Source organism: Rhodospirillaceae bacterium (assembly GCA_028819475.1).
In the GTDB taxonomy this organism is placed as follows: Bacteria; Pseudomonadota; Alphaproteobacteria; order Bin65; family Bin65; genus Bin65.
The window spans coordinates 45,855-67,087 of sequence record JAPPLJ010000033.1; the positions used below are offsets into that span (position 1 = coordinate 45,855).

Consider the following 21,233-nt stretch of genomic DNA (forward strand, 5'->3'; position numbering starts at 1 on the left):
TCCGCGATGAACATTTCCACTGTGGCCGAAGCCGCCGGGCTACCGGTCAAGACGGTGCGCTACTATTCGGACATCGGCCTGGTGCCGGCGCCCGCCCGATCCGATTCCGGTTACCGCAGCTACGACGACAGCGCGCTGCGCAAGCTGGTGTTTGTCCGCCGGGCGCGGGAATTCGGCTTCTCGGTCGGAGAGTGCCGCGAGCTTCTGGGTCTCTATGAGGACCGGCACCGCTCCAGCGCCGACGTCAAACGGATCGCGGCCCGGCGGCTGGAAGAGATCGCCGAAAAGCAGCGCGAGCTGCAGTCCCTGCACGACGAGCTCGCCCACCTGGTCGAAGCCTGCCGCGGCGACCACCGGCCCGACTGCCCGATCATCGACGGCCTGGAAGCCCGCCGCCCGGCCGCGCTGGCGCGCGCCCCGATCGATCGGCCCGGGTAGGTCGACCCGGTTCCGGCCGACGGGAGCAGAGCTTATGGACTTCGAACTTCGCTTCGCTGCCGCCGGGGAGGCGAGCGAGGTCGCGGCGCTGGTGGACCGCGCCTACTCCGGCTACATCGAACGGATGGGCCGCATGCCGGGCCCGATGCTGGACGACTATGCCGCGCTGATTGCCGACGGGCTGGTGCGCGTTATCTGCCGCGACGAACGGATCTGCGGTGTCCTCGTGCTGATCGAGAAGGACGACCACCTGCTGCTCGACAACGTCGCCGTCGATCCGGACGCCCAGGGTTTCGGAATCGGGCGGCGGCTGGTGGAGGCGGCGGAAGCGGCCGCGCGGCGCCTGGGCTATGGCACCGTGCGCCTCTACACCCACGAAACGATGGTCGAAAACGTCGCCCTGTACGAACATCTCGGATTCTCGATTACCCACAGGATGAAAGAACGCGGATACGACCGGATCTATATGGCAAAAGCGGTCGATTGATCGGCGGGGCCGGATGGCGGCACACCGTCGCCCGGCCGATTGGCGGCATGCGGCAGTCGGCGCGAAGTCCGCGAAGCCAATAATTCGCAAATCCAAAATATCGTTTTAATTTATCCTGAATTTTGCATGAAGCCGGTCCAAACTGCCCCGATGCTATCATCGGTCAGGTCTCAACATCCCAATAAATATGAAAATTGAAAATTAGAATTTGTATTTGCATAGAACCTGACCTAGAATACCCCCCATGATCCCCCGTGACATCGCCCCTTGGCTCGAACGGGCAGCGCGGACATGGCCGTCGATCACGCTCACCGGCCCCCGCCAGAGCGGCAAGACGACACTGTGCCGGGAGCTGTTCCCGCATCTGCCGTATCGGTCTCTGGAGACGCCGGACGTGCGGGCGTTTGCAGCCGAAGACCCGCGCGCGTTCCTGGCGCAACTTCCCGACGGTGCCGTGATCGATGAAGTGCAGCGGGTTCCGGACCTGTGCTCCTACCTTCAGGGTATCATAGACGCCGACCCAGCGCCGGGCCGCTGGATCCTCACGGGTTCGCAGAATATCTCCCTGTTGGAGAACGTGAGCCAATCGCTGGCCGGACGGACGGCGATCTACAATCTCCTTCCGCTGAGCCATCGCGAGATCCTGCGCTTTCCGCGCCGTCCGAAGACCCTGGGCGTGACCCTGTTCGCCGGCGGCTATCCGCGCATTTTCGACCGCGAACTGGACCCCGCGGACTGGCTGGGTTCCTACGTCGCCGCCTATATCGAACGCGACGTGCGGACGGTGTCCAACATCGGCGATCTCGCGACGTTCCAGCGCTTCGTCGCGCTGTGCGCCGGCCGGACAGCGCAATTGCTGAACTACGCATCCCTGGCCGGCGATTGCGGCATTACGCAACCGACTGCAAGGGCCTGGCTCAGCGTCCTCGAAACCGGCTTTATCGCGTTCCGGCTGCCGCCGTTTCACGGCAATCTGCGCAAACGGCTCGTGAAGATGCCCAAGCTGCATTTCTACGATACCGGTCTGGCCTGCTGGCTGCTCGGGATTCGCACTCCCGACCAGCTTCGCAGCCATCCCTTGCGCGGCGCCATCTTCGAAAGCTGGGTCGTCTCGGAGATCGCCAAACACCGGATCAACCGGGGCGAAACCGGCGGGTTGTCCTTCTATCGGGACAGCAACGGAGCCGAAGCTGACCTAGTAATCGAACACCCGTCCCGCCTGACGATCGTCGAGGCCAAATCCGCCGCAACCGCCTCGTCTGATCTGTTCGCCGGCGCCCGGCGCGTCCGACGGCATTTCGCTCAACAGTCGCGTCCCTGTTCGCTGATTGTCGCCTATGGCGGCGAAAGAACCGAACATCGCGAGGCCGGCGATCTGATACCGTGGCGGGAACTCCACCGGGCCGGATTTCACGAAGCGCCGTAGGTCGTCTCGTGCGTCGGCGGCAAATCGATACCAGTTGCTCATGAACCGCCGCGCCGCATCCCTTTGGCTGTTGCTTCTGCTGGCCGCGCTCGCCGCCGGGCTGGCTGCCTGGGGACTCGTCCGGCATGGCGCGGTAACGGAGCGGACGCTCTCCGACCGGCGGGTCGCCCGGCATTTCCTCACGATAGCCTTCGGCCGGGAACATGCGGACCGGCCGCGGCAGCACCTGGCGAAATGGCGGGGCGGCATCCGCTACAGGGTGGTGCGCTGGACCGGCGGGCCCGACACCGAGCGGGCCGAGGCGGCGCTGCACCGCCAGATGCGCAACCTCGCCGGCCTCACGGGCCTGGCGATCGTCCGGACAACGCTGTTCGACGCCAACTTCCTGATCGCGCTGACCGGCGAGGACCTGTTCGCCTGGCAGGTGCGCCGGGCGCTGGCCGCAGCCAACCGGCCCCTCGGCGGCACGATCGCCGACGCCAATTGCGCCGGCTTCTTCGGCCAGGATGTCGAGACCGGGGCCATCGTCAACGCCCGGGTTCTCATCCCGGTCGACCGGGCGGTGCGGCGCAACCTGCTGGAGCGCTGCATCGTCGAGGAAACCGCCCAGGTGCTCGGCCTGCCCAACGACGCCGACGGCGGCGTGCGCTCGGTGTTCAACGACGCCGACCGTTCGACAGCCCTGTCGCGGCTCGACCGGCTGTTCCTCGCCCTGCTCTACGATCCGCGCCTGGAACCGGGCCTGAGCCGCGCCGAAACGGCCCGCCGCGTCCGGCAGATCCTGCCGGCGCTGCGCCGCAGGATGGGCTACTGAAGGAGATTCGGAGCGATCCGCCCTTCGATACGTCCCGGGCCTTAGATTTCGATAACTTGGTTCAGTTCCATAGTGCATTGTAACAACACGGTAAATCACTTCCGTTTGGGAGGCCGGGAACGGGTATTGCAGGACCGGTCATCAAACCGAATTCGATGTTTTTCAGTGTGCGGACGATCGCTGGCTCCAAGTGGCGGCGGCTGACCGGTTTCGCACCTGCCGGCATTCTTCGGGCGGTCGCGCGGGGTGACGGCGATGAGAACTGCACCAGTCCAACCCGGTCCATGGTGAAGCCGTGCCGCGAGCGGGCGGCTCACCTGGAAGCGCCATCGCCCGCCAAGCGACGGAATGCGCCGGCTGACGGGTGTCGGTCGTACCGTGGCGAACGGGGCTACTCTAACGTATCGGGCCTCGTTTCCGATCCCTCCGGAGTTGCCTGACCCACAAGCCGTCTGCCAGCGGGGCGGAACCGCTCGGGCGTTGCTGGTCAGGTTCTATTCCGGCGGTCCGGGACTGCGCCCGAACGCAACGTCGCGCATGGCGCCTTCGAGCATCCTGAAAGGCTCCAGATCCTCGGCCGAGCGGCGGGCGATGAATCCCGCGCGGTAGCGGCGTCGGCCGAAGTCGAGGGGCAGGGCCTTCAGCGGGGTTCCGGGCAGCCGATCGAGCAGGTCGAGCGGCAGCCAGGCGAGCCACGGGCCGGCCGCCAGCAGCGTCAGGCCGGCCGAGCCCGCGCGGAGGACGGCGCGCACCGGCCCGCCGGTGAGCCCGCGGAGTTCGTTGAGGACGGCGGCCAGGGATGGACGGCCGTCATCTGTCCCGCCCGGCCCATCGATGTCGATCCAGGGCCAACCGGCGAGGTCGCGGGGCTCGGGCGCGGCGTCATGGAGCGGATGGCCGCTTGCGGTGACGATGCCCCCGGTCACTTCGAGGAAGCGCTCGCGCCGGAGATGCGCCGGCAGGGCCTCGCCGGATTCGGGCCCGCCGATATGAAGATCGCTCCAGCCGTCGTCGAGCATCCGCAGGCCGTCGCGCCAGGCGGCGGTGCGGAGCCCGAGCTCGACCTCGGGGAAGGCGGCGTGGAACGCCTGGACGGCGGGCGCGACCACGGCCTGCATCCAGAGCGGCGGCGCGGTCACCCGGAAGCGGCCGGTGCGCCCGGCGAGCGCGGCCGCGACCGCCTCCTCGCCGTCCTCGATGTCGCGCAGGATGCGGCGCGCGTGCCCGACGACGATGGCGCCGAGGCGGGTCAGGCGCACGCCGGCGGGGATGCGCTCGAACAGGCTGCCGCCGAACTCCTGCTCAAGGCGGGCGACGATGCGGCTGAGCGCCGGCTGGGTCATGGCAAGCCGGTCGGCCGCCGTGACGATCCTCTCCGCGTCGGCGACGGCGAGGAGCCGGACCAGGTCGCTGCGCCGCTCAAACATGTCAGCGCGTCCCGGTCTGTGGGCGGACCGGACCGGTCCGGCGGGTCGCCGCGCCCCGAGGCCTTACTGCCTCATGCTGATTCCGTGTCACGCCGTTTTCCATTGCGCATGCCGCCATTCAGGCTCTCTCCGCAGCCCTCTTACGTGGACCTGCTTCGGACATGCGGCCTCGCGCCGGCGGCGTCCAACAGGGTTTTCCTATCGCGCGGATGGCTTCGGTTTATGGGATTTATGGACCCGGGGATTCCGGCGGACGCGGGCGCCGGGATGCTCCCGGCCGGGGCGACGAAGACGGCAGACAGCAAGGGTTTGCGGCGTGCGGCTCGCCGGCGGCCGGCATCTGCGGCAGCAGCGCGGTCGCGCCCGGCCAGGCGGCCGACATGGCCCGGCCGGCATGCAGATTCACCGGATCGGCATTTCCAATTGCGCCCCCGAGCCCTTAATGGATCGGGTCTTGGACTCGGCAACGCGGCCGCCATGGCGGCCGGGCGGGACATGGACCGGCGCGCGCCTCACCGACCGCAGCCCCGGGCCGCCCCTCCTCCGCGGCGGCGGCGATGAGCCTGAGCGCGGAAACGGCCGAGGAGCGCATCCGCGCGGGCGTCTTCCGCGTCGCCTCGGTCGAACGGGACGCGGTCCGGCGCGATCCCGTCCCGCCCTTCACCACGGCGCCCCTGCAGCAGGCGGCATCGCGCCCACTCGGCTTCGGCGCGCGCAAGACCATGCCGGTCGCACAGGGCCTCTACGAAGGCGTCGCGCCCGACGGCGTCGGCTATCGGGCGCAGGGAAGGCGTGCAGTGAGCGTTTTCCGGTTGGGTCTCCGCGAAGGCGGCCGCCGGCCGCGGGCATCCGCGGTCGCGGCGGCACTCAGGACGTTCGGTTTCGGCGCCGCGCCCCCCGGCGCCGGACTCGCGCTCGCGCTACTCGCCGCCCTGGCCCTGCTGTTCGCCGCGGCCACCGCCGCACAGGCCCAAACGACGCTTGTCAGCAACGCAGGTGAAGGTCGCGACAACGCTATAAACGCAGGAAACTCTGCATCCGGCAGAATTACGCAGCGATTCACGACCGGTAGCAATATGACGGGTTACGATCTGAGCTCCGTCGGAATCCATATTCACGAGGACAATTCCTCGAGCTCTGAAACCATTACGGTTTCGGTTCACAGGTTCGACAGCAGCGAGACCAACAATCTGGGAGAGCTGGTGGCCACATTAAGCACTCCGTCCACGCTGAACGAAGGAGCCGTGAACGATTTCACGGCACCTTCAAATACCAGATTGCTTCCGAATACCCGATACCTGGTGAATATCGTTGGCGTCGGCAACCACACGCACGATTTCCAAATAGGGGTGACGAACAGCGATGCCGAGACGGGGGCCGCAGGATGGCTTATCGAAAATGCCTTCAGGCTCAATGGAATTTTAGTTACCGCGGCCATCATGATGAACGTCAAGGGCAGCAACTGGGTACCGCCGCTCATCCCGACGTTGGACTCCGCCGAAGCCTTCTTTGCCAACGGCGCCCTGCGATACCGGTTCGACCTCAGGCTGTCCGAAGGCGTGAGCATCCCTCACCGGGAGATGCGCGATCATGCCTTCAGCGTGACCAACGGGCACATGGTGAAGGCGAAGCGCATCCACAAAGAGCGCGCGGGGGGCAATCTCTACAGCAATCACTGGCGCATGACGGTGGCGCCGGCCGACGAGACGGAGCCCGTCACCGTTATCCTGCGCGGCAACCGGCCCTGCGGCGAGACGGGCGCTCTCTGCACCGGGAGCGGGGGCTGGCTCGACGGCTCGCCGACGCTCACCCTGAGCACCGATACGGAGCCGCTCGACCTCGGCAGCCTGCCGAGCCTCTCGATCGCCGACACCAGCGGCACCGAGGACTCCGCCAACCTCGCCTTCGACGTCAGCCTGTCGAAGGCGGTGAGCGCGACCGTCGCAGTCGACTTCCGGACCGTTTCGGGCGGCACAGCGACCGCGAACGCCGACTACCGGGAGGCGAGCCACCGGATCGTCTTCTCGGCGGGGGAAACGGTGCAGCCGGGTTCGGTTGGGCTGATCGAGGATGCCGCCGCCGACGCCGGCGAGACGGTGAAGGTCGAGATCGCCAATGCGCGGGTAATCACGCCCCGGGGGGCCGAGTTCGGCCCGCTGTCGATCATCAGGGGGCAGGCGACGGGGACGATCAACGCGCCCGCGAGCACCAAGACCCCGTTGTCGAACGTGAACATGCGGATCGAGAACACGAGCGGGAGCGAGAGAGGCGGCTGGCTGCACTTCACCATCAGGCTCTCGCGGGCGCTGAACGAGAATGTCTGCTACGACTTCGAGACCCTCGACACCGGCACGGCGAGCGAGGGGATCGACTACCTGCAGCGTCCGAAGACGACGCTGTGGCAGCCGGCCGGGGTCACCGAATGGACCGAATTTGTCCGCATCCTCGACGACCCGATCGACGACGGCGGGGAGACGGTGCAGGTCAGGATCAGCGACGCGGAACTGTGCGACGACGCGTCGAAGACCATCGCCATCAACCGGGGGGAGGCGACGGGCACCATCACCAACTCCGACCCGATACCGGCTGCGTGGCTCGCGCGCTTCGGGCGCACGGTTGCGGACCAGGTGATCGATGCGGTGGAGGGCCGGATGGGGGCGGCACGGGCTCCCGGCACGGAGGTGACCCTCGGCGGCCAACGGGTCGGCGCGGCCGGGGCGCCGGAGGGCCAGGCGCCGATCGAGACCGACATGGACCTCATGATGGCAGCGCTGGGCGGGCGCACAACGTCGGAGGAGGTGCGCGGGAGCAGCGGCAGCCTTGCGGCGTCGGAGGCGAACGCGACGCGTCTGCGTCCCAAATCGGGGAGAGCGGCCCCCGACCTTCGAGCCGGGGGTGCAGGAGACCCGGAGGGGACGACCCGGCACCCGCTCCAGGGCCGGGGCATGACGGAGCGCGAGTTCCTGCTCGGGAGCTCCTTCTCGCTCGCGGCGGGCGATGCGCGGACCGGGCACTACGCGTTCTGGGGCCGGGGGACGGTGTCGCGCTTCGACGGGCGCGACGGCGCGCTCACGGTCGACGGCGAGGTGGTGAGCGCGTTCCTGGGCGCCGACTGGAGCCGGGAGCGGACCACGCTGGGCCTGATCCTCGGGCACAGCATCGGCGATGGCGGCTACCGCTCGGAGACCGGGCGCGGCTCGGTGTCCTCGACCCTGACCGGGCTCTATCCGTGGGTCCGCCAGGCGCTGGGCGAGCGGATCTCGGTCTGGGGCGTGGCGGGCTACGGCGAGGGCACGCTGACGGTGACGCTGGCGAACGAGGACGGCACGTCGCAGGCGGCGATCCGCACCGACCTTGAGCTCGCGATGGGCGCGGTCGGCCTGCGCGGCACGCTGGTGCAGGCGCCGGACGAGGGCGGCTTCGAGCTTGCGGTGAAGACCGACGCGATGGGGGTGCGCACGCGCTCGGCGTCGGTGCCGGGGCTTGCGGGCGCAAGCGCCGAGGTGACGCGGCTCAGGCTGGGCCTTGAGGGCTCGCGGCCGTTCCGCTTCGAGGGCGGGGCGGAACTGAGGCCGAGCATCGAGATCGGCGTGCGCCAGGACGGCGGCGACGCCGAGACCGGCTTCGGGGTGGATGTCGGCGGCGGCATCGCCTGGACGGACCCGGAGCGCGGCCTGAGCGTGGACCTGAAGGGCCGGGGGCTGATGAGCCACAAGTCCAAGGGCTTCCGCGAGGCCGGGATCTCGGGCGCGCTGTCCTGGACGCCGCGGGCCGAGAGCGCGCGGGCCGGCCGGGGTCCGAGTCTGACGCTGACGCAGACGATGGGCGGGCAGGCCTCGGGCGGCGCGGACGCGTTGCTCGAACGCGGCACGCTTGCCGGTCTCGCGGCGAACGACAACGGCGCGAAGGACGGCGGGCTGCTGTCGCGGCGGCGCCTTGAGGTGCGGTTCGGCTACGGCTTCGCGGCGTTCGGCGACGGCTTCACCTCGACGCCGGAGCTGGGCTTCGGGCTGTCGGAGGCGGCGCGCGACTACCGTCTCGGCTGGCGGCTCTCGCGTGCCGCGGGCGCCGGCTCGCTCGACCTGTCGCTGGAAGCGACGCGGCGCGAGGTGGCCAACGACAACTCGGCGGGCGGCGGCGCGGGCGTGGAGCCCGAGCACACGGTCGGGCTACGCATCGAGGCGCGGTTCTAGGTCCCGCCGAGCCGCGCATGGGACGTGGCGGCGGCGCGATATCGAGGGGCCTCGTCCCGAGTAGGCGCACCAGCGCCGTATCGAGAGCCTGCCCTGAGCTTGTCGAAGGGGCCGCCCTACCCTCTTCGCAGTTTCCCGACAAAGCCGTGCAGGCCGATCTGCCGCTCCCGCCTCAACCGTTCGGCTTCGAGAATCGAACGGGCCTGGCGGACGCTCGCGCCGATCTCCCGGTTGATGACGATGTAGTCATACTCCGCCCAGTGGCTCATCTCGTCGGAGGCCTTGGCCATGCGCGCGCGCACGGTTTCGGCGCTGTCCTGGGCGCGGCTGTGCAGCCGCCGCTCAAGCTCCCCGGTCGAGGGCGGCAGGACGAAAACGCTGACGACGTCGTCCCGCTTCGCCGCCTTGAGTTGCTGGGTGCCCTGCCAGTCGATGTCGAACAGCACATCGCGCCCGGCGGCCAGCGCCGCCTCGACCTCGGCGCGCGGCGTGCCGTAGCCGTTGCCGAACACTTCGGCATGCTCCAGCAGATCGCCGGCCTTCGCCATCGCGTCGAACCGCGCCCGGTCGATGAAGTGGTAGTCGACGCCATCTTCTTCGCCTGGCCGCTTTTCTCGCGTGGTGACCGAGACGGACAGGGTGAGGTTGCCGTCGCCGTCCAGCAGCGCGCGCGAGATCGTCGTTTTGCCCGCGCCGCTCGGCGACGACAGCACCAGCATCAGGCCGCGCCGCTTGATACCGCGGCCGCCGCCGCTTGCGCTACTCGACATTCTGCACCTGCTCGCGGAGCTGCTCGATGGCGGCCTTGAGATCGAGGCCGATCCGGGTGAGCGCGATGTCGGCGGCCTTGGAACACAGGGTATTGGCCTCCCGGTTGAGCTCCTGGCACAGGAAATCCAGCTTCCGCCCGATGGCGCCGCCCTCGTCGAGCAGGGCGCCCGCCGCCGCGATATGGCTGGCCAGCCGGTCGATCTCCTCGCGGATATCGGCCTTCGCCGCCAGCAGCGCGGCCTCGTGGGCCAGGCGCTCCTCGCCGACGCCGACCCGCGCCTCGAGCAGGTCCGCGACCTGCTTCTCGAGGCGCTGCCGCAGCATGGCCGGCTGGGCTTCGGCCGTTTCGGCGGCGGCGGCGGCCAGCCGCTCGATCCCGGCGAGATGGGCCCGCAGCAGGGAAAGCAGGCGGGCGCCCTCTTCCGTCCGCGCCGCCGCCAGTCCCTCGAAGGCGTCGGCGAGCGTGTCCAGTATCGCCCGTTCGCGCGCCGCCACCGCCGCGGAGTCCTCGGCCGGCTCGACGGTCTCGGCGATGCCGCGGATCGTCAAGAGGGTATCGAGGCGCGGCGGCGCCGGATCGACCCGCTCTCCCAGGGCGCCCTGAAGCGCCAGAACCTGTTCCAAGGCCGTCTCGTTGATCCTGAGCGCAGCCTGCCGCTCGCCCCGGTCAATCTGAAGCGACAGCGACAGGGCACCGCGCGCGAAAGCGGCGGCGGCGGCCTTGCGCGCCGCGGCGTCGATCGCCTCGCAGCCCGCCGGCACACGGCAGCGGACGTCCAGGCCCTTGCTGTTGACGCTGCGCGCCTCCCAGAACCAGGCCGTCCCGTCCAGCGCCCCCTCGGCGCGGGCATAGCCGGTCATGCTGGATACGGTCATCCGGGCCTGCCTGAAGGATTGCGCCGGTCTGCGGTCATGCGGTTTCCGTCGTTGTCCCATGCCGGCATTTCCGGCGTGGAACGGACTTTAGCCCGGTTTTTTTGCCATTGTCATGGTCTGCGCACCGATCCCGGCCCGGTAGGGGTCGTCCGGCGCGAAATGCAGGACCGTTTCGCCGACGACGAAGGCCTGTCCCTCGACGGTCGGGACGATGCCGCCGCCGGCGCCGGCCCGGTAGTGCGCGCGGTAGGTGCTGCCGATGATGCTTTCCTGGACCCAGGCCGCGCCCGGCGCCAGGGCGCCGTCGGCGGCGAGACAGGCGAGCTTGGCGCTGGTGCCGGTGCCGCAGGGCGAGCGGTCGTAGGCGCCGCCCGGACAGAGGGTGAAATTGCGGCTGTCCGCTGCCGGCGACACGGGCGGGCCGAAGAACTCGATATGGTCGATCTCCGCGCCGTCCGCGCCGGTAATGCCGGCACGGGCGAGCGCCGCCCGCACCTTGAGCGCCGCGTCGGTCAGCGCCGGGATGTGCGCCGTTTCGAGCGTTACCGGCGGCTCCTTGCACAGGAAGAACCAGTTGCCGCCCCACGCCACGTCGCCGGTCACGGCCCCCAGCCCCTCGGCCTCGACCGTTACGCCGGCGTGCAAGCGATAGCTCTCGACATTCTCGACCGCCGCAATGTTGGCGGTCTTCAGGTCGACCGTAACGACGCCGACCGGCGTTTCGATCCGGTGCGCGCCCGGCGCGATCCGGCCGAGGAAGGCGAGCGTTGCCGCCACGCCGATGGTGCCGTGGCCGCACATGCCGAGATTGCCGGCGGGGTTGAAGAAGATGACGCCGGTGGCGCAGGACGGATCGTCCGGCGCGCACAACAAAGCGCCCACCATGGCGTCGAAGCCGCGCGGTTCGGTCAGCAGGGCGCTGCGGACCCAGGCATGGTCCGCCTCAAACCGCGCCGCCCGGTCGGCAAGCGTGCCGTCGCCCAGGTCAGAATCCAATTCCGGGCCGCCCTCGACGATCGTGCGGGTCGGCTCGCCCGCGGTGTGGGAATCGACTACGCGCACAGGCGGGCCGCGTCCGGGTCTTTCATCCAGCCGGCATGCCACGCCCTGAACAGGGCGAGCTGGGCCTCGGCATGGCAACGCTGGCTTTCGCTCAGCGCGTCCGTGGCGTTGAAATGTCGGTCGTAGCCGGCATGGCCCGCCACCGTCATCAGGTGCTTGTAGTATAGCACCAGGTCCGGCCCTTCGTCGAAAGAGGCGAGCACGGCCAGCGCCTCGTCGAGTTCCTGCGCCAGCCGCCGGGCGGTGGCGTCGCCGGCCGCCGCCCGTTCGCACAGCGCGACCAGTTGCAGGACCTCCCGCGGCAGCACGTTGCCGATGCCGGTGATGACCCCGGTCGCGCCACAGCGGACATAGCCGCGATAGACCGCGGTATCGACGCCGACCAGCAGCGACAGGCCGGGGTCGCGGCCGGTGATGTGCTCGGCGGCGTAGCTGAGCGCCGCTGCGCCGCCGAATTCCTTGAAACCGACCAGATTCGGATGATCCCGCCGCAGGTCGAAGAACAGGTCGGCCTTCGTCTCGAAGCCGTAGTAGGGGCTGTTGTAGATCACCGCCGGCAGGTCCGGCGCCGCGGCGAGGATGCCCGCGAAATGCGCCCGCTGCGCCGCCGGCGACGTCGCGCGCGACAGCACCCGCGGGATCGCCATCAGCCCCTGCGCCCCGCAGGCCTGGGCATGGGCGGCGTGCGCTGCGGCCAGCTTCGGATTCTGCGCCCCGGTCCCGACGATCACCGGTACGCCGGCCGCAGCGAGCCGCGCGACGCCGTCCCGGCGCTGGGCGTCGGTCAGGAGCGGCCAGTCGCCCATCGAGCCGCAATAGACCACCGCGCGCATGCCGGCTGCGATCAGCCGTTGCGCCGTATCGACCAGCCGGTCGAAGTCCGGTTCGCCCCGCGCCGTGCACGGCGTCATCAGCGCCGGGATGCAGCCGGTAAAGACGGAGGTGTCCATCGTGCCGCCCTTTCTCCGGGATGCCCTGCCGTCCAACATCACAGGAACTGCCGGAATGCAAGCCCGGTCCGGCGCTACCGGTCGAGCACGGTTTCGAAGCCTTCGAACTCGGGATGGCCGAGATAGAGGTCGCGGCGTTCCCCGGCGCCGGCATGGGCCTTGCGAAAGGCCTCGGACCGGGTCCAGGCCTCGAAGGCGCCCCGGTCGGTCCAGATCGAGTGGGAGGCGTAGAGCGTATGGTCGTCGGCCTCCGGGCCGCGCAGGAGACGGAATTCCAGGAAGCCCGGCACGCCGTCGAGATGCGTATCGCGTTCCGCCCAGACCCGCTCGAAATCCGCCTCGCGTCCCCGCGCGATGCGGAACCGGTTCATTGCAACGAACATCAGCCCTTCTTCCTCTGCCTCTCGCCCGCCGGCGGAAATTCCGGTCTATCGCCGGTCGACGAAACGCGGCGCCTTGACGCTGCTTTCGAAGGCCCGGGCGAGGGTGCCGGTCTCCAGCAGTTCGATCTCCGGGCGGACCTCGAAGGTCTCGCGGACCTCGCCGGCCAGCCCTTCGGCAACGGCCGCGGCGTCGCTGCCGCGCCTGACTTCGATCGCGACATGGAAGATGTCCGGTCCGCCGTCGTTGCGCAGCTCGACCTGGAAATCGTTGATCTCCGGGATGCGGAAGACGAAATCCTCGAACTCGGCATGGTTGATATTGATCCCGCGCACCTTGAAGAACCCGACGGTGCGATGGGCGTGCCGCATCACCGGGAAGACGGAAAACGGGCCGTCCAGGCTCGAACTTTCATACATGCGGACGATATCGCCCGAACTCCAGCGCAGGAACGGCGTCGCGTTGTTGACGAACAGCGGCGTGATGACCATCAGGCCCGGTTCGCCCTCGGGGACCGGCAGGCCGGTCGTTTCGTCGACGACCTCGAACACCGCCTGGTCGGTCCAGACGTGGAAACCCTCGTGGTGCCGGCTGTCGGCGCCGAGAATGCCGATCTCGGTCATGCCGAACAGGTCGTTGACCTCCGCGCCCCAGGCCCGCTCCAGCTTCTCCCGCTTGGCGTCCGAGAGCGCCTCGGCCCCGACGAGGATGCGCTCGACGGTGTGGCCGGCCAGGTCGATGCCCTGGTTGTCGGCAAGGTTGGCCAGGTGCAATCCGTAGCTCGGCATCCCCATCCAGATCGTCGGCCGGAGCGACAGGACCAGGTCGAGCTGGACCTGGGACGGGGTGCCGGCGCCGGAGCCGGCCCAGATCACGCCGACGCCGCTCTGGTTGGCCGTCCGGGCCCAGAGCTGCCCCGCCGGATGGACGCCGAGCGGAAACGACATGTGGCACAAGTCGCCGTCCCGGGCGCCGGCGATCGCCCAGCAGCGGCAGAGCTGGAGATAGCTGTATTCCATGTCGGCATGGGTGCGCGGATAGTAGAGCGGCACGCCGGTCGCCCCGCCGGAGCGCCAGTATTCGGCGATCTCGCCGCGCGGCGCGATGCAGAACCGGTCCTCGAAATTTCCGACGCCGATGTCGCGCAGGATTTCCTTGTCGACAATCGGGATTTTGGCCCATTCCTCCGGATCGTCGAGGCGGCCGGTATCGATATGGTCGAGCCGGCCCCGGTAGTATTGCGCGCGTTTCGCGTTCTCGACGGCGAGCGGCTTTCTGGCGCGCTGGATGTCCGCGATTTCGCGCCGCGACTTCGGAAGCCGGAGGTCTCGCTTCTGCACCGGACTTCCCCGATCAGCCCCAGACCTCGGCGGCGACGGCCTGGATCAGGTCCATCTTGCGGCGGATGCCGTCGCGATCCATGACCTGGCCGCCGCCGCCGGCCGAAGAGAATCCGCATTGCGGGCTCAGGCTCAGCTGCTCCAGGGGCGCGAACCGGGCCGCCTCGTCGATGCGCCGCCTGAGGTCGTCCTTCGCTTCCAGTTCGGGCGTTTTCGTACTGACCAGGCCGAGCACGGCCGTCTTGCCCGGCGGCAGGAAGCGCAGCGGCCGGAAATCGCCGGCCCGCGCGGTGTCGTATTCCAGGAAGAACGCGTCGACATCGAGCCCGCCGAACAGCCGCTCCGCGATGGGTTCGTAGCCGCCCTCGGCCATCCACATGGTCTTCAGGTTGCCCCGGCACATGTGCAGGCCGACGAAGGTGTCGTCGCGCCGTTCGCCGACGCATGCGTTGATGAGCCGGACATAGGCCTCGGTCAGTTCGTCCGGATCCTCGCCGCGCGCCGCGACGGCCGCCCGTGCCCGCTCGTCGCAATTGCAGGGCAGCGCGGTGTCGTCGAGCTGGACGTAGCGGCAGCCGGCCCGTTCCAGGTCGGCGATCTCTTCGCGGAAGATGGCGATCAGGTCGGCGAAGAAGGCGTCGCGGCCGGCGTAGACCTCCGGGTTGAAGCTGCCGTCGCCGAGCCAGAAATGCAGGACTGCGGGCGAGGCGATGGTGACCTTCGGCACGCCCTTCGGCCGGAGCGACGCCACATATTCGTAGTCGCCGGTCACGATGGGCCGCCGGCGGGACAGCCGGTCCTCGGCATAGGGCGAGGGCGGCACGCCGTATTCCGCGCTCTCGGAGTGGAAGCTGAGCATACCCTCCGCCTTCAGCCCCATCCCGTCGAGCGCTTCCGTCAGGCCGCCGGACCAGACCCGGCGCCGGAACTCCCCGTCGGTGACCGACGGCAGGCCGATCCCGTCCTGAAAGGCGACGATCTCCGCGATGCAGTCGTTCTGGACGTCGAGATACGCCCGGTCGCCGAGCTTGCCGGCCTTGTGCGCCCGGGCGGCCTCCAGCAGCCGGCCGGGCCGGACGAAACTCCCGACATGCTCGACCCTGAAGGGCGGCCGGGCGGAATTGGAACCGGTCACGACGAATGATCCTCCGAAATACGATCGATCGTTTGTCGATATCATTTCAGCAGCCCGGAAGGGAGACAAGTATTCCGGACGGAGCGGCGCGACGAGCCGTGGGTGGAGGCCTCTTTGCGATCCACTCCCGACGCTGCCTGTGCTTTGCGGGCCTGTGCTTTGCGGGCCCGTGCTTTGAGGGATCGTCCGCTATTGGCCGGAAACGGACCGGGGAGAGTTCATAGGCAGCGCAACGGCAGCCCGTGACCGACCGCCTAAATGACTTCAAACACCTCCAGGATGACCGCGTTGGGGTCTCTTCGTCCGGTGCCGATGGCAAGCACGCGATTGAGCCATTCATAGGCCCCGGGCGGCGCCTCGAACATGATGGCCTCGCGGAAGTAGTATTCCCGCGGATCCACGTCTTCTCCCGCTGCCACGCGCTGCATGACCTCGGCCGGGCCATGCCGCAGGCCGAGGCCCTTCACGAAAATGATCACCCCGTCGTCGCACCGAAGGGCGACCCGGACGTCGAGTTCGGCCACTCCGTCCGCACGTATCAGTTGGCAATCGGATCCGCCCGCCAACATTTCCCCGCGCAGGCGCTCGCCCTCAAATGTTCCACCGGTGACCGGGATGAATCGACGATCCCCGACCGGGCCCTGCGGCGTCGTCTGCGGCTCGGCCACGCTCGCGTTGATGCGAAAAAGCGGCTTGAGTTGGATCACGTCTGGTCCTCCGAATCTGCCTTGCGGATGTGCCGTCCATGAGCCCCGCCTTCTTCAAGCGCGGCAAGCGTTGCGAGAAGGGAGGCTCTCAGTCGTTCGATCTGCGGCGGGCTGAGATCGCCGGCAAACAGGGACCGGTCCTGGGCGGAAACCTTCCTGGTCGCCGTTTCCACGAGCCGACGGCCTTTCGCCGTCAGCTTGACGATCTTGCTTCGGCCATCGGCCCGGTTCGACACCAGTTCGATCAGATTTCGCCCGGAGAGCGTCTTGAGGACTTTCGTCAGCCCGCCGGAGCTTATCAGATTGACGCGATAGAGCTCGGTCGGTGTCAGTTGTCTCGGTGGCGGCATCGACCGCAGCGCGACGAGGACCTCGAACGCCGCCGGTGTGAGATCGTGTTCGTTCAGCACCCTGTCGGTCTGCGTGCGCACAAGGCCGTGAAGACGGATCAAAGCAAGCACGACATCGGATTCAGGCGAACAAACGTCCGGCCAGTTCTCGCGCAGGCGGCTCAGCAACTCTTGCGTTGTCAGGCGTTCGGACATCCGGTCCCCGGTCGCTGTCCTGCACACGATTCCACAAAACTATCTTGCGAGAAATATAAAATTGATTTATCTTTTCAGAAAGATAAAATCGGCAGCGCCGGGTTCGACCGTGAAGGGCAGCCGCCGGCGCGCCCGCGCGGCCTCAAGCAGCCCGGAAGGGAGACAAGTATTTCGGACCGCACAATAGTCGGAACACTGCGGAAATTGGTTGGGGCCAATGCTTCTGACTATACGTTTGCGGCCACTGCCGTTTAGATCGCCAACGCCATAAACCGCCCCTCAATGCCACCCCGGACGGAGCGAAGCGGAGAGCCGGGGACCAGGAGCCTGCCCTGAGCTTGTCGAAGGAGCCGCAGGCTGACGTCTTTCGGGACGACCCTGGGCCCCGGAATAAATCCGGGGCGGCATTGTTATCTTTCTTGGACTTCGACGAACAAGCAGCGTTTGAAGTGTTCGCCGGCATCCTCCCGCCGTCGGAAAAAACCCCGACACTGCACGATCAATGGAACGAGTTCATTTTGTTGGCCGGTCCGGAACGAGGCGACTACGCTCTGAAGGAAGCGATCCGGCGTTCGCCCATCGGGCGTCAAATCCGCTACGACGAGGAAGCCCATGACCGAGCTGAACGATCTGCGCGTCGATCATGTCGGCAGCCTGCTGCGGCCGCAATCGCTGATCGACGCCTTTCTCGCCCGCGGCCGGGGCGAGATCGACGGGGACGCGCTCACCGCAGCCCAGGACGATGCGATCCGCGCGGTCGTCGCAAAACAGGAAGCGACCGGCCTGCCGGTCGTCAGCGACGGCGAGTATCGCCGGCTGAACTGGCAGGTCAGCTTCTCCGAGGTCGCGGGCTGGGACCAGTGGGAAGGCTCGTGGCGGGCCTTTCTTGCCAGTCCGGACAACCTTATGGAGGGCGAGACGCCAGGCACGCGGGGCGCCGACGCGGTCGAACATTTCAAGGCGCCGGCGACCGGCAGGCTGGCCCTGCGCCGCAACGCGCCGCTGGACGAGTTCCTGTTCCTGGAAGAGGCGGCGGCGGCGCCGGCGAAGGTCATGCTGATGGGGCCGGACCGGGTATCCCAGATGTGCGATCTCGATAAATCCGCGCCCTGGTACACCGACCGGCAAGCCTTTCTCGACGATGTCGCGGCGATCCAGAACCGGATGGTCGGCGAGATCGTCGCGGCCGGCTGCCCCTATGTGCAGCTCGATGAGCCGAGCTACACCGGCTATGTCGACCGGGCGACCCTGGAGCGCATGGCGGCGCGCGGCGAGGACCCGGTGGCGAATCTCCGCAACGCCGTCGCCGCCTCCAACGCCGCAATCGAGGGGCACCGGGGCAAGGCCTGTTTCGGCCTGCACATCTGCCGCGGCAACCGCGCCTCCATGTGGCACCGCGAGGGCACCTACGACGGCATCGCCGAATTGCTCTTCGCCAGCCTGAAATTCGACCGGCTGCTGCTGGAATACGATACGGAACGGGCCGGCGGGTTCGAGCCGTTGCGCTTCGTGCCGAAGGGCGGGCCGACGGTCGTGCTCGGCCTGATCACGACCAAGACGGGCGCGCTCGAAGACGCCGACGCCCTGATCGCGCGGATCGAGGAGGCCACCCGCTTCATCGATATCGGGCAGCTGGCGATCAGCCCGCAATGCGGCTTCGCGTCGGGCATCGGCGGCAACCTGCTCAGCGAAGACGAACAATGGCGCAAGCTGGAAGTCATGCTGACGGTCGCCGGGCGGGTGTGGGGCTAGGCCGGACGCCGGTTCTTTCAATTCATCGCAAGGCAATTCATCGCAAGGCCGCGTCTCCCGGTTTGCGCCGCGGGAGCCGAAGCGCTACGCCTCCGCCGCCATGAGACTGTCTATCGTCAATGCGGCCCTGGTTGCGGTCCTGGTCGGGTTCGGCAGCACGATCGCGCTGGTCGTCTCCGCGGCGCAGGCGCTCGGCGCGACGGAGGCGCAGACCGCCTCGTGGCTCGCCATGATCTGCCTCGCGACCGCCGCTTCGACCGCCGTGCTCAGCATCCGCTACCGGATTCCCTCTGTCGCCGCCTGGTCGACGCCCGGCGCCGCGCTCATCGTCGGCACGGCCGGCATCGGCATGGCCGAAGCGGTCGGCGCGTTCCTCGCCGCGGCGGGGTTGATCGTGCTGACCGCCGCCGCGAAGCCGCTCGGCAGGCTGGTCGAGAAACTGCCCGTGGCGGTTGCGGCGGCCATGCTCGCCGGCATTCTCCTGCGCTTCGTGCTGGAGGTCTTCGTGCAGGCCGGGGTCGAGCCGGCGCTCGTACTCCCGCTGGTCCTGCTGTTCCTGGCGGTCCGGGCGGTCAGCCCGTCCTGGGCGGTCATCGTCGTGCTGATCGCCGGCGTCCTGCTCGCCCGCATCCTCGGCCTGGCCGAAGACATGGCCCTGACATTGCGGATGACCGAACCCGTCCCGGTCCGGCCGGTATTCGAACCGGGCGTCCTGATCGGCCTCGGCCTGCCGCTCTATCTCGTCACCATGGCGGGGCAGAACCTGCCCGGCTATGCCGTGCTCCGCTCGTTCGGCTATGCGCCGCCGACCCGCCCGATCCTGCTGGTGACCGGGCTCGCCTCGGCGGCGACGGCGCCGTTCGGCGCGCACACGGCCAACCTGTCCGCGATCACCGCCGCGATCTGCTGTGCGCCGGACGCCCATCCCGACCCGGCCAAGCGCTGGCTGACCGGGCCGGTCTATGCCCTCGGCTACCTGTTCCTCGGCTTGTTCGCGGCCTCCTTCGTCGCGCTGTTTGCCAGCCTGCCGGCGGCCCTGATCGCGACGATCGCCGGCCTGGCGCTGATCTCGCCGCTGGTCGTCGCCGCCGGCAGCGCCCTGCGCGACGAGACCGACCGCTTCGCCGCCATCGTCACCCTGGCGGTGACCGCCTCCGGGGTCTCGCTGCTCGATACCGGCTCGGCCTTCTGGGGCCTGCTGGCCGGCCTGACGGTGCTCGGACTGGACCGGCTCAAAGCCCGGTTGACGAGACCCGGCGAAACGGCGGATTAACCGGCCTGCCAATACCCGACCCCATCCGGCCATCGACCCTTGACCGATACCGATCCTCCTGCTGCGGCCGACTGGTCCGCCGACGCCGTCGCGGCGCTGCGTGCGCTCGACGTCCGGCAGATCGCCTATGTGCCCGACGCCGGCCTGACCCGGTTTCTCGACCTCGCGGCGGCGGAGGACAGCATCGCCATGACGTCGGTCGCGACCGAGGAGGATGCGGTCGCCCAATGCTGTGGCGCCTGGCTGGGCGGGCAGCGGGCGCTCGCCGCGATGCAGTCCTCCGGCGTCGGCAACATCCCGAACATGCTGAGCCTGCCGCGGGTCTGCGGCATGCCGCTGCTCATGCTGGTGACCATGCGCGGCGAGCCGGGCGAGACCAACCCGTGGCAGGAATCGACCGGCCGGGCCATGCCCGCCCTGCTCGACGCGATGGGCGTGGACGTGCGCCGGGTAGAAAATGCGGCCGAAGTCGGGTCGGCGCTGGCGCAGGCGGGGGCGGACGCGTTCGAAGGGGACCGGCGGATCTGCCTTCAGCTCGCCCAGTCCCTGATCGGCTTCAAGGGCTTCCACGGCGCGGGAGAGAGCGATGCTTGACCGCCGCGCGGCCGTTGCTGCGTTGCTCGGGAACCGGGGCGGCGACCTGCTCGTCGTCGCGGGGCTGGGCGCCCCGGCCTGGGACTGCACCGCCGCCGGCGACCATGACCTGACCTTCCCGCTGTGGGGCGCGATGGGCGGCGCGGTGCCGATCGGGCTCGGCCTGGCGCTGGCGCAGCCGGAGAAGCGCGTGCTGGTCGTGACCGGCGACGGCGAGATGCTGATGGGCCTGGGCAGCCTGACCGCCGTCGGGGCGCGCAAGCCGGCCAACCTCGCCATCGTCGTACTCGACAACGAGCGCTACGGCGAAACCGGGATGCAGCGCAGCAACACCGGCCGCGGCACGAACCTCGCGGCGGTCGCCAAGGCGAGCGGCATTCCGGTCGTCGCCACGGTCGGCAGCGCGGCACGGCTCGAAGAAGCGGTCTCCCTCGCCCGGAGCGCCCGCGGCCCGGTCTTCGTCACGCTCAAGATCGAGCCGGCGGAACACGACCTCGTCCTGCCGCCGCGCGACGGGGCGCTGCTCAAGGAGCGGTTCCGGGCGGCGCTGGGGGTGTAGTATAGTCGGGTATCGGCACGAACCGGAGCGGTATGAACGCGAAATCAACGACATGGTCTATGTCGGAAGCCAGATCCGGGTTCAGCGAACTGGTCCGGCGGGCTCTGCAGGAAGGACCGCAACACGTCACCCGGCGCGGCAAGGACTGTGCAATGATCGTCTCGCGAGCGGACTTCGATCTCCTCGAAGCCGGGATCGGCGGGGCGGCGAAAGGCCCTGAATCTGCAACCGAGTACACCGAATACAAGGATTTCAAGGACTGGCTGTTCAACGCGCCGGTCGATCTGTCGAAACTCGACCTGACCCGCAACGCAGATACCTCTGCGGAACCCGGCAATCGGAAACGAAGCTAGCGCCGGAATCCCCCTCCCCTTGGGGGAGGGGTTAGGGGAGGGGTCGCCCACCGCCGCGCCGATGCCAGATTCCCGCGATGCCACAACCGCAGCAAGGGGGGGGGGGGGGGCCCCCCCCCCCCCCCCCCCGGGGGGGGGGGGGGGGGGGGG

General features: G+C 68.7%; 20 protein-coding genes. 10 read left to right on the forward strand and 10 right to left on the reverse strand.

Annotated features, from left to right (window positions below):
* Positions 1-6: 6 nt before the first annotated feature.
* From cueR to OXM58_10575, 4 genes are all read left to right on the forward strand, one after another.
* On the forward strand, positions 7-438 hold the full coding sequence (cueR, locus tag OXM58_10560; GenBank protein ID MDE0148803.1) for a Cu(I)-responsive transcriptional regulator: 432 nt from the start codon (positions 7-9) through the stop codon (positions 436-438).
* A 34-nt stretch (positions 439-472) separates the two neighbouring features.
* The gene (locus OXM58_10565) at positions 473-925 is read left to right on the forward strand and encodes a GNAT family N-acetyltransferase (GenBank protein MDE0148804.1); all 453 of its coding nucleotides are present in this window, start codon (positions 473-475) and stop codon (positions 923-925) included.
* A gap of 244 nt (positions 926-1,169) precedes the next feature.
* Positions 1,170-2,351, forward strand: coding sequence for an ATP-binding protein (locus tag OXM58_10570; protein MDE0148805.1), 1,182 nt, complete (start codon positions 1,170-1,172; stop codon positions 2,349-2,351).
* A gap of 40 nt (positions 2,352-2,391) precedes the next feature.
* Positions 2,392-3,165: a DUF2927 domain-containing protein gene (locus tag OXM58_10575; protein ID MDE0148806.1), complete on the forward strand. Its 774-nt coding sequence runs from the start codon at positions 2,392-2,394 to the stop codon at positions 3,163-3,165.
* Positions 3,166-3,659: 494 nt separating this feature from the next.
* Here the strand turns inward: OXM58_10575 and OXM58_10580 are convergent, their stop codons facing one another.
* The gene (locus OXM58_10580) at positions 3,660-4,592 is read right to left on the reverse strand and encodes a LysR family transcriptional regulator (protein ID MDE0148807.1); all 933 of its coding nucleotides are present in this window, start codon (positions 4,590-4,592) and stop codon (positions 3,660-3,662) included.
* A 557-nt stretch (positions 4,593-5,149) separates the two neighbouring features.
* Here OXM58_10580 and OXM58_10585 point away from each other — a divergent pair.
* Positions 5,150-8,785, forward strand: coding sequence for a DNA topoisomerase (locus tag OXM58_10585; protein ID MDE0148808.1), 3,636 nt, complete (start codon positions 5,150-5,152; stop codon positions 8,783-8,785).
* Between the two features lie 116 nt (positions 8,786-8,901).
* Here the strand turns inward: OXM58_10585 and gmk are convergent, their stop codons facing one another.
* From gmk to OXM58_10630, 9 genes are all read right to left on the reverse strand, one after another.
* On the reverse strand, positions 8,902-9,555 hold the full coding sequence (gene gmk / locus OXM58_10590; GenBank protein MDE0148809.1) for a guanylate kinase: 654 nt from the start codon (positions 9,553-9,555) through the stop codon (positions 8,902-8,904).
* Positions 9,545-10,432 carry a YicC family protein gene (locus OXM58_10595; protein ID MDE0148810.1) on the reverse strand — a complete coding sequence of 296 codons (888 nt, stop codon included), beginning with the start codon at positions 10,430-10,432 and terminating at the stop codon, positions 9,545-9,547. The genes gmk and OXM58_10595 overlap by 11 nt, the downstream gene beginning before the upstream one ends.
* A gap of 87 nt (positions 10,433-10,519) precedes the next feature.
* Positions 10,520-11,494, reverse strand: coding sequence for a proline racemase family protein (locus OXM58_10600; protein ID MDE0148811.1), 975 nt, complete (start codon positions 11,492-11,494; stop codon positions 10,520-10,522).
* The gene (locus OXM58_10605; protein ID MDE0148812.1) at positions 11,485-12,444 is read right to left on the reverse strand and encodes a dihydrodipicolinate synthase family protein; all 960 of its coding nucleotides are present in this window, start codon (positions 12,442-12,444) and stop codon (positions 11,485-11,487) included. Before OXM58_10605 ends, OXM58_10600 begins: the two co-directional genes overlap by 10 nt.
* A 74-nt stretch (positions 12,445-12,518) precedes the next feature.
* Complete coding sequence (locus tag OXM58_10610; protein MDE0148813.1) at positions 12,519-12,827, reverse strand: antibiotic biosynthesis monooxygenase; 309 nt, start codon at positions 12,825-12,827, stop codon at positions 12,519-12,521.
* 45 nt (positions 12,828-12,872) lie between these two features.
* Positions 12,873-14,165 (reverse strand): AMP-binding protein, encoded by a 1,293-nt coding sequence (locus OXM58_10615; protein MDE0148814.1) that lies wholly within the window; start codon positions 14,163-14,165, stop codon positions 12,873-12,875.
* 13 nt (positions 14,166-14,178) lie between these two features.
* On the reverse strand, positions 14,179-15,300 hold the full coding sequence (locus tag OXM58_10620) for a 5-methyltetrahydropteroyltriglutamate--homocysteine S-methyltransferase (protein ID MDE0148815.1): 1,122 nt from the start codon (positions 15,298-15,300) through the stop codon (positions 14,179-14,181).
* A 254-nt stretch (positions 15,301-15,554) separates the two neighbouring features.
* Complete coding sequence (locus tag OXM58_10625) at positions 15,555-16,007, reverse strand: DUF3237 domain-containing protein (GenBank protein MDE0148816.1); 453 nt, start codon at positions 16,005-16,007, stop codon at positions 15,555-15,557.
* The gene (locus OXM58_10630) at positions 16,004-16,552 is read right to left on the reverse strand and encodes a MarR family transcriptional regulator (GenBank protein MDE0148817.1); all 549 of its coding nucleotides are present in this window, start codon (positions 16,550-16,552) and stop codon (positions 16,004-16,006) included. The genes OXM58_10625 and OXM58_10630 overlap by 4 nt, the downstream gene beginning before the upstream one ends.
* Before the next feature lie 612 nt (positions 16,553-17,164).
* Between OXM58_10630 and OXM58_10635 the strand changes: the two genes are divergently transcribed.
* From OXM58_10635 to OXM58_10655, 5 genes are all read left to right on the forward strand, one after another.
* Entirely contained in the window at positions 17,165-18,304 is a 1,140-nt protein-coding gene (locus OXM58_10635; GenBank protein ID MDE0148818.1) for a hypothetical protein, read from the forward strand.
* 100 nt (positions 18,305-18,404) lie between these two features.
* Positions 18,405-19,577 carry a benzoate/H(+) symporter BenE family transporter gene (locus OXM58_10640; protein ID MDE0148819.1) on the forward strand — a complete coding sequence of 391 codons (1,173 nt, stop codon included), beginning with the start codon at positions 18,405-18,407 and terminating at the stop codon, positions 19,575-19,577.
* A gap of 39 nt (positions 19,578-19,616) precedes the next feature.
* A complete protein-coding gene (locus OXM58_10645; GenBank protein ID MDE0148820.1) occupies positions 19,617-20,171 on the forward strand; it encodes a thiamine pyrophosphate-binding protein in 555 nt (184 codons plus the stop codon).
* Positions 20,164-20,730, forward strand: coding sequence for a thiamine pyrophosphate-dependent enzyme (locus tag OXM58_10650; GenBank protein ID MDE0148821.1), 567 nt, complete (start codon positions 20,164-20,166; stop codon positions 20,728-20,730). The genes OXM58_10645 and OXM58_10650 overlap by 8 nt, the downstream gene beginning before the upstream one ends.
* Before the next feature lie 59 nt (positions 20,731-20,789).
* A complete protein-coding gene (locus tag OXM58_10655) occupies positions 20,790-21,083 on the forward strand; it encodes a type II toxin-antitoxin system prevent-host-death family antitoxin (GenBank protein ID MDE0148822.1) in 294 nt (97 codons plus the stop codon).
* The last annotated feature ends 150 nt before the right edge of the window (positions 21,084-21,233 follow it).

Coding starts and splice junctions, on each gene's coding strand:
- cueR (MDE0148803.1), top strand. CDS start 7: ATGAACATTTCCACTGTGGCCGAAGCCGCCGGGCTACCGGTCAAGACG.
- OXM58_10565 (MDE0148804.1), top strand. CDS start 473: ATGGACTTCGAACTTCGCTTCGCTGCCGCCGGGGAGGCGAGCGAGGTC.
- OXM58_10570 (MDE0148805.1), top strand. CDS start 1,170: ATGATCCCCCGTGACATCGCCCCTTGGCTCGAACGGGCAGCGCGGACA.
- OXM58_10575 (MDE0148806.1), top strand. CDS start 2,392: ATGAACCGCCGCGCCGCATCCCTTTGGCTGTTGCTTCTGCTGGCCGCG.
- OXM58_10580 (MDE0148807.1), bottom strand. CDS start 4,592: ATGTTTGAGCGGCGCAGCGACCTGGTCCGGCTCCTCGCCGTCGCCGAC.
- OXM58_10585 (MDE0148808.1), top strand. CDS start 5,150: ATGAGCCTGAGCGCGGAAACGGCCGAGGAGCGCATCCGCGCGGGCGTC.
- gmk (MDE0148809.1), bottom strand. CDS start 9,555: ATGTCGAGTAGCGCAAGCGGCGGCGGCCGCGGTATCAAGCGGCGCGGC.
- OXM58_10595 (MDE0148810.1), bottom strand. CDS start 10,432: ATGACCGTATCCAGCATGACCGGCTATGCCCGCGCCGAGGGGGCGCTG.
- OXM58_10605 (MDE0148812.1), bottom strand. CDS start 12,444: ATGGACACCTCCGTCTTTACCGGCTGCATCCCGGCGCTGATGACGCCG.
- OXM58_10610 (MDE0148813.1), bottom strand. CDS start 12,827: ATGTTCGTTGCAATGAACCGGTTCCGCATCGCGCGGGGACGCGAGGCG.
- OXM58_10630 (MDE0148817.1), bottom strand. CDS start 16,552: ATGTCCGAACGCCTGACAACGCAAGAGTTGCTGAGCCGCCTGCGCGAG.
- OXM58_10635 (MDE0148818.1), top strand. CDS start 17,165: ATGACCGAGCTGAACGATCTGCGCGTCGATCATGTCGGCAGCCTGCTG.
- OXM58_10640 (MDE0148819.1), top strand. CDS start 18,405: ATGAGACTGTCTATCGTCAATGCGGCCCTGGTTGCGGTCCTGGTCGGG.
- OXM58_10650 (MDE0148821.1), top strand. CDS start 20,164: ATGCTTGACCGCCGCGCGGCCGTTGCTGCGTTGCTCGGGAACCGGGGC.
- OXM58_10655 (MDE0148822.1), top strand. CDS start 20,790: ATGTCGGAAGCCAGATCCGGGTTCAGCGAACTGGTCCGGCGGGCTCTG.